A 13057-nucleotide genomic window follows, 5' to 3' on the forward strand; every position below is an offset into this window, starting at 1 on the left:
CTGAGGGGAGGGCCCGTCCTCAGGCCTTGGCCATGGAGTTCTCGCCGCTGAAGGCCGCGACGGCTCCCAGGCCGAGATAGACGACGCCGCTGGTGACGTCCAGACGGCGGCGGGCGCGGGCCGAGCGGCGCAGGCGGCCCGCCATGGCCGAGGCGAGCAGGGCGAAGGCGCCGTCACTGGCCATGCCGAGCACCGTCCAGATCAGGCCGAGCAGCACGATCTGCGGGGCGATCGGCCCGGCCTCCGGGTCGGCGAACTGCGGCAGGAAGGCGAGGAAGAAGATCGCGGTCTTCGGGTTGAGCACGTTGACCACGAAGCCCTCCCAGAACATCCGCGATCTGGTCGCCATCCGCGGCTCGAAGGACTCCTCCCCGTTCGAGCGGGTCATGAGCTTGCGCACGCCCAGCCAGATCAGGTAGGCGGCGCCGAGATACTTCACGATCGTGAACCCGGTCGACGAGGCCGCGAGCAGGGCGCTGATGCCCAGGGCGGCGGCGGCCACGTGGACCAGCGAGCCGAGGTGGATGCCGAGCACCGATATCAGCCCGGCGGACCGGCCCTGGGCGACGCTGCGGGTCACGATGTAGAGCACCGCGGGCCCCGGTACGAGCAGCAGGGCGAGGGTCGCGGCGGCGAAGAGCGCGAGAGTTGGCAAATCCGGCATATCTGGATCGTAGGGTCACCGGTTCCCCGGGCGCCTCACATTTTCACCTCCGGGCGGCTCCCGCCCGGAGCAGATAGCCCAGCAGGACGGCCGTACCGGTCAGAGCCTGGACGACCAGCAAGGCGGTGGGAAAGGACGGCTGGGGACCCAGCGCGAGCACCAGCGGGAGGCATCCGAGCAGCGCGAGGTCCACGCCGGTCATACCCCAGATGAGCGGGCCGATCGGTATCGTCCCCGCCGGCGTCTCGATGATCGGCATGGTGTGGTCGATCGGGCTCCGGCGTGCCATCCGCAGGCCTCCGGCGGCCAGGGCGGGGGCGGCGAGCGGTCCGAACAGCCACCACGGGCCCGTCCCGAGCGCGCCCGCCAGGGACATGCAGGCCAGGGCGAGGGTCAGCCAGGCACCGCCCAGCAGCGCCGGCAGCAGCGACCTGGCGGCCAGAGCCGAGCGGGCGCCGACCCCGAGCAGCCGGGCCAGGCCCGGGTTGTCGCCGTCGCGTCGCGCGCCCGAGATGCCCGCCACCGTGGCGGTCAGCGCCCCGGCGAACACGACGCCCGTCACGACCGCGCCGACCTCACCGGCCGCCGACGCCGCCAGCACGGGCAGCGCCACACCTCCGAGCAGGGCGGCCAGCCGGCCCGGACGCCGCCCCAGCCGACGCCAGTCCTGCCAGGCCAGGGCCAGTGGGGCGGGCAGCGGTGGCCAGGGGCGCGAGCGCAGGGTACGCCCCCGCCAGTGGTTGTCCTCGGCGATCCAGGTCAGGGCTCCCGGATCCATGCCGACGGCGGCGGTGCTCACGTGACCCGCCCGGGTGGAGGCGGAGAGCACGGCCCGCGCCGGAATCCCGGCCAGCGCCGACCACGCCCTCCACGCGAGCAGGGCGGCTGCCGCGACGGCGAGACCGGCCATCGGCACGCCCTGCGGCGCGGGCGCGTTCGCGACCTCGGCCACGAAGCGCCGCGCCGGGCCGCTCAGCGCCGACAGCGCCGCCACTGCGGCCAGCAGGGCGGTCACGACGACGGCCGCGTTCAGCCACGGCTGCCAGCTCTGCGACGACTGGGAGAGCATGGCCAGCGCCATGCCGCCCACGCTCGCCGAGACACCCAGGAGCACGGCGGTGACCAGCCGCAGCGCCAGCTGGTCCGGCGCGCCCAGGACGGTGAGCGCGCCCACCCCGAGCGCGGCTCCGGCCAGGACGGCCAGCACCAGGAGAAGCGTCGCCGTCCGGCCCAGCACACCGCGGCGGCGCAGCGGGGACAGCAGCAGCCAGGCGGCGTCGGCGGCCGGCAGCGCGACGGGGCCGAGCGCGCGGGCGGCGATGAGAAGACCGGCGTAGGCGAGCATGACCAGGGCGAGTCCGGCTCCCGTCCGCGACGGGTCCGCCTGCCGGGCGAGCGAGGCGAGCGCGGACGAGGCCGGTTGGGCCAGTACGGCGAGCAGTATCGCCAGTCCGAACAGCGTCGTGTAGCGGTCCAGCCAGCTCGCGGGGGCGCTGCCGCGAGCTCTGACGAAGGCGCGGGCACTCCGGGCCGTGCTCACGCCCGGCTCCGCGTTCGTGTTCGGCGCCGTGTTCGTGTTCGGCGCCGTGTTCAAACCCTGCTCCGCGTTCATGATCGGCCCGTCACCTGGCCGGCCGCCAGCATGACCTGGCGAGCCCGGGTGCCCTCGGCGAGCCGGTGGTCGTGGGTCGCCATGATCACCGTGCCGCCGGCGCTCGCGTAGCCCGTCAGGATCGTGGCCAGACGCCCGCGGAACATCTCGTCGAGCCCGCGCTCCGGCTCGTCCAGGAGCAGCAGCCTGCTCGGCCTGAGCAGGGCGGCCGCCAGCGAGAGCCGCTGCCGCTGGCCGGTGGAGAGGGTCAACGGCGACGCGTCGGCGCGCTCCCCGAGGTCGAACAGCTCCAGCGCCGCCTCGACCTCCAGCCGGGCCGGAGCGTGGACGGCGTGCATCAGCTCCAGGTGCTCGCGCGCCGTCAGACCCGGATACCACGCCGGTTCGTCCTCGACCAGGGCGACGTCGCGCCAGAAGCCGGCGTCGTCCCTCGGGGGGCCGCCCAGGACGCGCAGCGCGTCGGGGGGCGTGGGGTGCAGCCCGGCCAGGCAGCGCAGCAACGTCGACTTTCCCGTGCCGTTCGCGCCGATCACGGCGACGACCTCCCCGGGGGCCGCCGTCAGGCTGATGTCGCGGAGCACGGGGTTGCCGCCGAGTTCCACGCTGAGACCGTGGACCGTGACGATCGCTGTGAGCACCGTTCGAGAGTAGCCACCGCGGGCCCCGACCGCGCGGGCGGGCGTCCGGCCCCCGGCGGTACGCCCGCGCGTTCGGCGGGGGCGGCATGGGCGTCCTACGGGGACGTCACCGAGGTCAGGGCGGCCAGCAGGGCGGTGGTGGCCGGGGGGTCGGGGGGCTCGCCGTAGGTTGCGGCGTAGACGTGGCGGGTCGAGCCGGGAAGCTCGGTCGCGTTGATCTTCGGATGCCGGTGGGCGTGCAGGGCGAGCCCCGGCAGGACGCTCACCCCGATCCCGGCGGCGACCAGGGCCTGGACGGCGACGATGTCATCGGTGGTGAAGGCGATCTCCGGCTCGAAGCCCGCCCTGGCGCACAGCTCCAGCAGGTGGCTGCGGCACCGGTCACAGCCCCCGATCCACTGGGAGTCGCGGTGGGAGGTCAGGTCGCCGACCGGACCGGAGGTGACCAGGTGGCTGGGGTCGTCCAGCAGGTGGAGCAGCCGGATCCCGTCGGCCTCGGGGGCGGTGTCGTCGTAGCGGAAGATGACCGCCACGTCCACGTAGCCGGCCTTGAGCATGCGCAGCGCGTCGGGGGGCTCGGTCTCGGTCAGCCGCAGCTCCAGGCCGGGGTGCCCCTCGGCGAGGACGGCGGCGGCCTCGGGCACGAACGTCCCGAGGGCGGAGGGGAAGGCGGCCAGTCTGACCCGCCCGGCGCGCAGGCCCACGTGCGCCGACAGCTCGGCGGACGCGGAGTCGAGGCGGCCGATGATCTCGGTGGCCCGCTCGGCGAGCAGGCGGCCCGCCTCGGTCAGCCGGATGCCCCGGCCGACCCGCTGGATCAGCTTGGCCCCGGTCTCGGCCTCGAGCTTCGCGAGGTGGTGGCTCACCGAGGGCTGGGAGTAGTGCAGCTCCCTGGCCGCCGCGGTCACCGAGCCGTGCCGGGACACCGAGGCGAGGACGCGAAGTCGCACGATATCAAGCATGTATCAACTTTATCTATGAATAAGCGGGAAGATAGGCATTAGACGTTATGGATCTCCCCGGCGCATCCTTGAAGCATGACAACCTTGACGCTCACCCGTCCGGGCCTGGCCGAGCTGGTCGCGGGGGTCCGGGAGCTCGTCGACCCGTCCGCCGACGCTCGGGCGACGGCCTTCGCCGTGGCCGGGCTGCTGCGTGAACGGCTGCCGTCCCCCGAGATCCTCACCGAGGAGGAGCGCCTCGGAGACCCCGACCGCTATGTCGGCCACACCCTCCACACCGAGGAGGCCTTCTCGATCCTGGCCGTGGTCTGGCGGCCCGGACAGAAGACCGTGATCCACGACCACATCGCGTGGTGCGTGTTCGGCGTGCTGCAGGGCGTGGAGTACGAGACCCTCTACCGCGACCACGGCGACCACCTGACCGAGATCGGCAGGACCGCCAACCAGGCCGGCGAGGTGAGCGGCTTCGCCCCGCCCGGTGACATCCACCGCGTCCACAACACGGGCGACGAGACGGCCATCTCGCTCCACGTCTACGGGGCCGACCTCAGCGCCGCCCCCACCAGCGTGCGCCGCGTCTACGACCTGCCCGTCCGCTGAACGACCCCTGCGTCCCGCCCGTCCGGTGAGCGGGGCCCACGGGCCTGGCCTCCCCATCGGGCCGGGCCCGCCCCCGGCGGCCCGCCGCCGCGTGAGGGGCGACCCCGCCTGATCGGCGGGGAAACCGGAGGCGGGGGCCGGGGAACGCGAGGGAACACGGGAAAGCCGGAATCCGGAGGCAGGAGCCGCGGGGACTGCGATGGCCGCAAGGGCCGTGGGAGCCGCAGAGGCCGCGATGGCCGTAGGAGTCGCGGGAGCCGCGCTGGCATGTAAGGGCCGCGGAGACTGCGGGGGAAGGTCCTTTTTTCGCTTATTTCTCTACTTCGGGCTTCCCTTCCGGGTTCAGGCTCTTCCTGATGGCCTCCAGGCGGGCGGCGCCCTCGGCGTCGAGGGCGGCGCGCTCGACCTCGATCATGCGGGCCTCGACGGAGCCGGAGGTGAGCTCGGCCTCGCCCAGGGCGCGGGCGTAGCGCTTCTCGATCTTCTCGCGTACCTCGTCCATGGTGGGCGTCTCGTCGGCGGGGGTGAGGCCGGACAGGTCGCCCATCGCCCTGTTGAGCTCCTCCTGCACCTTGGCCTGGTCGAGCTGGGAGAGCAGGCGCATCCGCTCGGCGATCTTCTTCTGCAGGGCCATCGCGTTGGTCTCGACCGCGGCCCGCGCCTGGGCCGAGGCCTGGGCGGCCCGCTCGTGCGCCAGCCGCGACTCCCGCTGCGCGCTCTCGGCCGCCACCAGGCGCGAGGCGAAGGCGCGGGCCGAGTCCTCGTACGACAGGGCCTTGCGCTCGTCGCCGGCGACCCGGGTCTGCTCGGCCAGCAGGAGGGCCTGGCGGGCGTTGGCCTGGAGCCTCTCGGTCTCCTCCATGGAACGGGCGAGCCTCATCTCCAGCTCGCGCTCGTTGCCGATCACCGTCGCGGCCTGCTGGCTCAGCCGCCGGTGCCGCTCCTTGGCCTCCTGGACGGCCTGCTCGATCTGGACCCGTGGGTCGGACAGCTCGTCCAGCCGGCCGGAGACGGCGAAGATCAGGTAGCGCCAGGCCCGACGGATGACCTTGAACATGAGGGCTCCTTATCGATCCAGCGCGTCGCGCGTGATCTGCTCGGTTTCGTGGAGGCCCCGGCGGACTCCCTCAAGGGTGTCGGCGAGCTCGTCCAGCACCCGGAGCGGCTCCAGCGGGCCGTTCGCCGACACCGCCGACAGCTCCACCAGCCGGGCGAGGAGCCCCTCGATGCCGATGGCGCTCGACTCCATCCGGGCGAGCACTCGCTGCCGGGTCGCGGAGAGCCGCTCGACCACGGCCCGCTGGGAGGCGAGTGAGGCGAGGGCGCGGTCGATGTCCTGGGCCGGGCCCTGCCCCGCCTCCTCGCGGGCCCGCGCCAGCCTGGCCTGCTCGTGCCCGAGCCTGTCGAGGTCGAACCTGGCCAGCGCGGTGCCGGTGAGCGAGGCCTGCTCGGCCAGCCGTTCCAGCGTGGCCGTCGAGTCGTCGATCCGGGGCCGCATCAGCGCGATCCGCTCGGCCAGCGGGCCGTGCTCCATCGAGGCGCTCAGCTCGCCGAAGCCGTACGCGGCGGACCCGGCCCGCGCGAGCCAGTACTCCTCCTGGCTTCCGGGAGCGACGGCGGGCCCGGTGCGGTGCCCGCGGTCCTGCAGGGCCGCGATGCCCGCCTTGGACAGCCAGACGACCGCGCCCACGAACACGGCGGCGGCCGGGTGCACGCTGACGGCCCACGCGGCGCCGGCCGCGGTCGCGCCCAGCAGCAGGCCCCACGGGTCCCTGAGTTCGTCGGCGAGGCGTGCCATCAGAAGTTGGATACCACCGCGGTGAACACCTGGTCGATACTTCCGGATTCGCGAGAGTCGTACGCGGCGGCGGCGGTCGCCTCGGAGATCTGCCTCAGCACGCCGAGATCGGCGTCCTGGCCGTAGGCGATCGTGAACATCCGCACCGTCTCCTGGCCCGCCTCGGTACGCAGGTCGGGTAGCAGGTTCTCCAGGGAGAGGCTGTCGGGGTCCTCGTTCTTGCCGTCGGTCAGGAAGACCACCGCGTTGATCGCGTCACCGCTGCGCAGCTCGCGCACCTGCTCGTGGGCCGCGAGCGCGGTGTCGTACAGGCCGGTGCCCCCGTCGGGGGTGAGCCCGGCGAGCCGGTCGCGCAGCTTCTCGCGCTGGGCGTTGTCGACAGTGGCCAGCGGGGCCAGCTCCAAATGGTCCTTCTCGCCGTCGCGCTTGGTGGAGAACATCCACAGCCCCACCCTGTCGTGCGGGCCGAACTGGGGCAGCGCGTTGATCGCGGCCTGCTTGGCCAGGTCGAGCTTGCTCTTGCCCGTGCCGGGCACGGAGGCGCCCATCGAGCCGGAGACGTCGATGACCATGAGGACGTTCGCGGGTTTGCGCAGGTCGGCCCAGCCGGTGAGCATCTTGTCGAGCACGTTCGGCGCGGGCGGGCTCAGCGTCGTCCTCGGCTCGGCGGGCAGCAGCCCGTTCGCCTGGGTGATCAGCTTGCCCGGCTTGCCGTCATGCGAGCGGAAGGCGAACTCGGCGAACCTGGCCTGCTGCTCCGGGGCCTGGAGGTGGACGAGGAAGTCGGCCGCCACCGCCCGCTTGGCGTCGTCGACCCACGGGGCCGTCAGCACCGCGTACGGGTTGTCGGAGAGGAGCGTGCCCTCTTTGGGATAGATCGCCGCCAGCGGAACCTTGGGCTTGGCGTGCTTGCCCAGCGTCGCGGGGTCACCGGTCGGGTTGCCCTGGTTGTAGTCCCAGACCGACTTCTCCTCCACGGCCACCGCGGAGATGTAGCTCAGGCCCGCGCCCGCGTCGTCGGCCCGCTGGAGGTTCGACAGGAACGTCAGCGTCGTGTCGCCGTAGTGCACGATCGACCGTTCCACACCCCGTACGAAGTCCCTGGCCTTCGCGTCGGCCACGTTCTTCTCCGACAGGTCACCGGACAGGCCGGTCGCCGCGAAGTAGGCGCCGACGGTGGCGTTCAGGCCGCTGGTGGAGAAGTTGGGGTTGGTCTTGCCCAGCTTGAACCGTCCCCACTCGGGGTGGCCGTACTTCGCCCACGACCCGGCCGACACGGCGAGCAGGTCGGACCAGCCGAGCTTCCTGCTCGGCCAGCCCAGCGCCTCGGCCATCGGCAGGGGCATCGCGACGACCAGCGGCGTCTTGGCGATGGACGGGTTGTCGGCGGTGACCAGGGAGGAGGAGTCGTTTCCCGCGGCGCGCTGCTGGAGCAGGCTGATCCAGCCGCTGCTCGCGGGCGACCACACGTCGGGGCGGGGGCCGTCCTGGCGCTCGTCCCAGCCCCTGGCCAGCGCCTGCATGGCGCCGCCGCTCGCCTTGGTCTCGATGACGACGTCGGCGCAGCGCCCGCCCACCTGCCTGCCGCTGTAGCCGGCGGCGATCGTCCGCAGCAGCTCGGCCTTCTCCGACGAGGCGGCGACGGTCAGGGTGACGCCGTCGTCGCAGGCCTTGGGCCGCTCGGCGGCCTCACCCGCTCCGGGTTCGTTTGCGCCGACGAGGATCCGCAGGGCGACGATCAGGGCTCCGGCAAGAATGATCGCGATGATGAACGGGGCGAAGTTCCTCCGCCGTCGCTGTGGTTGCTGGTACAACCCTGCCTCCCGGGGGGATGTCTGTACCTACTCCGACGAACGAAACGCCCCGAGAGTTCGCCATGGCCGGAGTTGTTCGCGGACGCCGGAAACCGGCGAATTCGCGCTGGATCCCGGGCCGTCGGCGCTGACTTCGCGGTTTCTCCGTGCCCCCGTGGTTCCTTCTTCGGGGGAGGGAGGAACAGGGGACCGCCGGGTGACGCGTCCTCGGAGGCGGGGAGGGGCCGTGGGGTGACGCTTCCGCGGAGGTGCCCGGCGGTGACACGTCCGCGGAGAAAGCCGACGAGGGAGGCGTGGACCTGCTCGGCGATCGCCTCCACCGCCATGGTGAAGGCGTCGGGGAGGCGTCCGGCGCGTCCCGTGGCTCCCGTGCCCGGTCACCCGCTGGTTAAGGGCTTTCCGCGGGAGTCGCCGGGAAAGCCCGATGCCGGAGGTCAGAACGCCGTGGAGCCGTACTCCTGGAGGAAGAGCGCCTCGGCGGTGGCTGTGCGGCGGAGCTCCTCGATGTTCACGCGCTCGTTGGGGGCGTGGATCGCCGCGTCGTCGTCCTCGGCGCCGAAGAGCAGGATCGTGGCGGCGGGGAACTGCCTGACGAAGGTGGAGACGAGCGGGATCGAGCCACCGGCGCCGACGTCGCGCGGGGGACGGCCGAAGGCACGTTCCATGGCCCGGTTCAGCGCGGAGCGGGCCGCGCCGCCGGTGTCGGCCAGGTAGCCGGAGCCCATGGTGTAGTCGCCGACGTCCACCTGGACGCCCCAGGGGGCGACCTGCCGCAGGAAGTCGACGACGGCCTCGAGGGTCGTCTTCGGGTCGCCCGCCGGGGGCACCCGTACGGTCACCCGGGCCCTGGCGACGGCCTGGACCGCGTTGATCGCGCCGGAGACCGTCGGCACGTCCAGGCCGGTGACCGTGATCGCGTACGAGGCCCACAGACGGTCGGCCAGCGAGCCGGAGCCGATCGTGGAGACGCCGTCGAGCACGCCCGCGGTGGAGCGGAAGTCCTCCTCCGACGGACCGGTGCCGAGGAAACTGCCGCGCGGCAGGCCTGGGACGCGGATGTCGCCGTGGTCGTCGTGCAGGGCGGCGAGCATCCGGATCAGCGCCGCGAGGGCGTCGGGGGCGGCGCCGCCGAACGAGCCGCTGTGCAGCGACTCCTTGAGGGTGCGCACCTCGACGGTGAAGGCGCCCATGCCGCGCAGCGAGGTCGTCACCGAGGGGTCGCCCACCCGGGGGTTGCCGGTGTCGGCGACCACGATCGCGTCGGCGCGGAACAGCTCGGGGTTGTGCTCGACGAAGGACTCCAGGCGCTCGCCCGCGTACTCCTCCTGGCCCTCGATGATGACCTTGACGCCGACCGGGAACCGCCCCTGGAAGGCGCGGAGCGCCGCGACGTGGGAGATGACGCCCGACTTGTCGTCGGCCGCGCCACGGCCGTGGATCGCGCCGTCGATCTCCGTCGGCTCGAAGGGCGGGGTGCGCCAGAGCGCGAGGTCGCCCGTGGGCTGCACGTCGTAGTGGGCGTACAGGAGCACGGTCGGCGCGCCGGGCGGGGCGGGGGCCTCGGCGTAGACGGCGGGGAAGCTGCCCTCGACGGGGATCTGCCGCACGTGCGGCAGGCCGGTGCTGCGCAGCAGCTCCTCGGTCACCGCGGCGGCCGCGTGCACGGGCTCCTCGGGGTGGCCGGGGAAGGCCACCGAGGGGATGGCGACGAGCCGTTTGAGGTCCGCGACCGCCTGGGGCATGCCGGCGGTGACGGCGTTCTCGATCTCGTCAGGAGTCACGACTTTCCCCCGCATCTCAATATCTGGTGCGTCCTATTGGATCACAGGCGCGGCTGCCGCCGCCCTCGCGCACGATTCCAGCACACCAGGGTTCCGCCAAGTGGAACCGGGGTTTGGGCAATGATCGGATGTCCTTCTCATCTGATCGCGGATTTCGTCGTTGTTACATAGTGGTTTTGCGGATTCCGAGGTTCTCGCACTTTAATGCCACGTTTTCACTTGGCAAGAGCTGTTCTGGCATGCAGACTGTTGGGAGCTCAGCTCAACGAGGGAAGATCGTGATGACGCACCCTGAAAACACCGACGTGACCTCGCTCATGAAGGCCGCGCAGGACAACCTGTGGATGCACTTCACCCGGCACAGCTCGTACGAGGGCGCCGAGGTGCCGATGATCGTGCGGGGTGAGGGCTCCTACATCTACGACGTGCACGGCAAGCGCTACCTCGACGGCCTCGCCGGGCTCTTCGTGGTCCAGGCGGGTCACGGCCGCAGCGAGCTGGCCGAGGCCGCCGCCAAGCAGGCCCAGGAGCTGGCGTTCTTCCCGCTGTGGTCGTACGCGCACCCCAAGGCCGTCGAGCTGGCCCAGCGTCTCGCCGCGGAGACCCCCGGCGATCTCAACCGCGTCTTCTTCACCACCGGCGGCGGCGAGGCCGTCGAGAGCGCGTGGAAACTCGCCAAGCAGTACTTCAAGATCACCGGAAAGCCGCTCAAGCACAAGGTCATCAGCCGCCAGATCGCCTACCACGGCACCCCGCAGGGCGCCCTGTCGATCACCGGCATCCCGGCCTTCAAGCAGATGTTCGAGCCGCTGGTGCCGGGCTCCGTCAGGGTGCCCAACACCAACCACTACCGCGCCGACGAGATCACCGGCGTGCCCGGCATGACGCCCGAGCAGTACGGCTACTGGGCCGCCGAGCGCGTCGCCCGCGCCATCGAGATGGAGGGCCCCGACACCGTGGCCGCCGTCTTCGTCGAGCCGGTGCAGAACGCGGGCGGCTGCTTCCCGCCGCCCCCCGGATACTTCAAGCGCCTGCGCGAGATCTGCGACGAGTACGACGTCCTGCTCGTCTCGGACGAGGTCATCTGCGCCTTCGGCCGCCTCGGCACCATGTTCGGCGGGCAGAAGTTCGACTACGTCCCCGACATCATCACCTGCGCCAAGGGCATGACCAGCGGTTACTCGCCGATCGGCGCCATGATCGCCTCCGAGCGCCTCTTCGAGCCGTTCAAGAACGGCACCGAGATGTTCGCCCACGGCTACACCTTCGGCGGCCACCCGGTGTCCTCGGCCGTCGCGCTGGCCAACCTCGACCTGTTCGAGCGGGAGGACCTGCTCGGCCACGTCACCCGCAACGAGCCCGTCTTCCGCTCCACCCTGGAGCGTCTCCGCGACCTGCCGATCGTCGGCGACGTGCGCGGCTCCGGCTACTTCTGGGGCATCGAGCTCGTCAAGGACAAGGTCACCAAGGAGACCTTCAACACCGAGGAGTCCGAGCGCCTCATCAGGGGCTTCCTCTCCGGCGCCCTCTACGAGGCGGGCCTGTACTGCCGCGCCGACGACCGGGGCGACCCGGTCATCCAGCTCGCCCCGCCGCTCATCTGCGGCCCCAAGGAGTTCGACGAGATCGAGTCCATCCTCCACTCGGTGCTGACGGAGGCATGGAGCCGCCTCTGAGCGCGCATGGCCGCGCCCCCTCCGGACCGCCACGCGCGGCCCGGAGGGACGCGCCGCACCCACCGGCGCCCCTCGCGCCCACCTGCCCTCCCGCCGCCGTACGTTGTTCCTCCCGGCGGTCGAGCGGTACGCCGACCCGCCGCCCGTCCGGCCGCCGTGCCGAACGCCTGCCCGGAGACGAGCCCGGCGGGACGCCGTGTCCTCCTGGCTGTCCTCCCGGCTGTTCTCCCGGCGTCATGTCCGCCGGAGTGACCGCACCGCACCCGCGGAAGCCCCGCCGTGCCACTCCGTCGAAACAACGAAAGGAAATCCCATGAAGATCGGCGTGCCTGCCGAGGTCAAGAACCACGAGTACCGCGTCGCCGCGACCCCGGCCGGCGTGCACGAGCTTGTCCGTCACGGCCACGACGTCTACATCCAGCGCGACGCGGGCCTCGGCTCGCACCTCACCGACGAGGAGTACCTCTTCGCCGGGGCCAAGATCCTCGACACCGCCGACGAGGTGTGGGACCAGGCCGAGATGATCCTCAAGGTGAAGGAGCCCATCGCGGAGGAGTACCACCGCATGCGTCCCGGCCAGGTGCTCTTCACCTACCTGCACCTCGCGGCGGGCCGCGAGTGCACCGACGCCCTCCTCGACCGGCAGGTCACCGGCATCGCGTACGAGACCGTCCAGGTCGGCAACACCCTGCCGCTGCTCGCCCCGATGTCCGAGGTCGCGGGCCGCCTGGCCCCGCAGGTCGGCGCCTACAACCTCATGCGCTTCAACGGCGGGCGCGGCGTGCTGCCCGGCGGCGTGCCCGGCGTGGCCCCCGCCAAGGTCGTCGTCATCGGCGCGGGCGTCTCCGGGCTCAACGCCGCGCAGATCGCGGTCGGCATGGGCGCGGACGTCACCGTCCTGGACCTCAACGTCGACCGCCTGCGCTTCATCGACGCCATCTACCAGGGCCGTCTCAAGACCCTCGTCTCGACCTCGTACGCGATCGAGAAGGAGGTCCTGGAGGCCGACCTGGTCATCGGCGCCGTGCTGATCCCCGGCGCCAAGGCGCCGACCCTCGTCTCCAACGAGCTGGTCTCCCGCATGAAGCCGGGCTCCGTGCTCGTCGACATCGCCATCGACCAGGGCGGCTGCTTCGAGGACTCCCGCCCGACCACGCACGCCGAGCCGACCTACCGGGTCCACAACTCGATCTTCTACTGCGTGGCCAACATGCCGGGGTCCGTCGCCAACACCTCCACCTACGCGCTGACCAACGCCACGCTGCCCTACGCGGTCAAGCTGGCCGGCCTCGGCTGGAAGACCGCGCTCCAGCGGGACGCCTCCCTCGCGCTGGGCCTCAACACCCACGCGGGACGGCTCACCAACGAGCAGGTCGCCATCGCCCTCGACCTGCCGTACGTGCCGGTCTCCGAGGTCATCGCCGCCTGAGCCGGGTTTCGTACGTCCCGCGCGGGCAGGGCGCGGGACGGGCCCCACGGGCCGGCGGGGTCGGCCCGTGGGGGACGTACGGT

General features: G+C 72.1%; 11 protein-coding genes. 3 read left to right on the plus strand and 8 right to left on the minus strand.

Translation table 11 applies throughout. From position 1 onward, the window contains the following. Window positions 1-19: 19 nt before the first annotated feature. From OG587_RS14975 to OG587_RS14990, 4 genes are all read right to left on the minus strand, one after another. Complete coding sequence (locus OG587_RS14975) at window positions 20-664, minus strand: LysE family translocator (RefSeq protein ID WP_329090699.1); 645 nt, start codon at window positions 662-664, stop codon at window positions 20-22. Window positions 665-707: 43 nt separating this feature from the next. Continuing rightward, a complete protein-coding gene (locus OG587_RS14980; RefSeq protein ID WP_329090701.1) occupies window positions 708-2204 on the minus strand; it encodes a DUF6297 family protein in 1497 nt (498 codons plus the stop codon). 68 nt (window positions 2205-2272) lie between these two features. Then, window positions 2273-2914 (minus strand): ABC transporter ATP-binding protein, encoded by a 642-nt coding sequence (locus tag OG587_RS14985; RefSeq protein ID WP_329090703.1) that lies wholly within the window; start codon window positions 2912-2914, stop codon window positions 2273-2275. 95 nt (window positions 2915-3009) lie between these two features. After that, on the minus strand, window positions 3010-3876 hold the full coding sequence (locus OG587_RS14990) for a LysR family transcriptional regulator (RefSeq protein WP_329090704.1): 867 nt from the start codon (window positions 3874-3876) through the stop codon (window positions 3010-3012). Between the two features lie 75 nt (window positions 3877-3951). Here OG587_RS14990 and OG587_RS14995 point away from each other — a divergent pair, with 75 nt between their 5' ends. Then, complete coding sequence (locus OG587_RS14995; RefSeq protein ID WP_329090706.1) at window positions 3952-4476, plus strand: cysteine dioxygenase family protein; 525 nt, start codon at window positions 3952-3954, stop codon at window positions 4474-4476. 310 nt (window positions 4477-4786) lie between these two features. Here the strand turns inward: OG587_RS14995 and OG587_RS15000 are convergent, their stop codons facing one another. From OG587_RS15000 to OG587_RS15015, 4 genes are all read right to left on the minus strand, one after another. After that, on the minus strand, window positions 4787-5533 hold the full coding sequence (locus tag OG587_RS15000; protein WP_329090708.1) for a PspA/IM30 family protein: 747 nt from the start codon (window positions 5531-5533) through the stop codon (window positions 4787-4789). A gap of 9 nt (window positions 5534-5542) precedes the next feature. After that, window positions 5543-6274, minus strand: coding sequence for a hypothetical protein (locus OG587_RS15005; RefSeq protein ID WP_329090710.1), 732 nt, complete (start codon window positions 6272-6274; stop codon window positions 5543-5545). Next, window positions 6274-8088, minus strand: a complete 1815-nt coding sequence (locus OG587_RS15010; RefSeq protein ID WP_329090712.1) for a substrate-binding and VWA domain-containing protein — start codon at window positions 8086-8088, stop codon at window positions 6274-6276. Before OG587_RS15010 ends, OG587_RS15005 begins: the two co-directional genes overlap by 1 nt. A 434-nt stretch (window positions 8089-8522) precedes the next feature. After that, on the minus strand, window positions 8523-9869 hold the full coding sequence (locus OG587_RS15015) for a M20/M25/M40 family metallo-hydrolase (protein WP_329090714.1): 1347 nt from the start codon (window positions 9867-9869) through the stop codon (window positions 8523-8525). Between the two features lie 281 nt (window positions 9870-10150). Here OG587_RS15015 and OG587_RS15020 point away from each other — a divergent pair, with 281 nt between their 5' ends. Together OG587_RS15020 and ald are read left to right on the plus strand one after the other, a co-directional pair. Continuing rightward, window positions 10151-11545, plus strand: a complete 1395-nt coding sequence (locus OG587_RS15020) for an aspartate aminotransferase family protein (protein WP_329090716.1) — start codon at window positions 10151-10153, stop codon at window positions 11543-11545. Between the two features lie 313 nt (window positions 11546-11858). Continuing rightward, window positions 11859-12974, plus strand: coding sequence for an alanine dehydrogenase (ald, locus tag OG587_RS15025; RefSeq protein WP_329090718.1), 1116 nt, complete (start codon window positions 11859-11861; stop codon window positions 12972-12974). Window positions 12975-13057: the final 83 nt, after the last annotated feature.

This window comes from Streptosporangium sp. NBC_01469 (assembly GCF_036227305.1).
In the GTDB taxonomy this organism is placed as follows: Bacteria; Actinomycetota; Actinomycetes; order Streptosporangiales; family Streptosporangiaceae; genus Streptosporangium.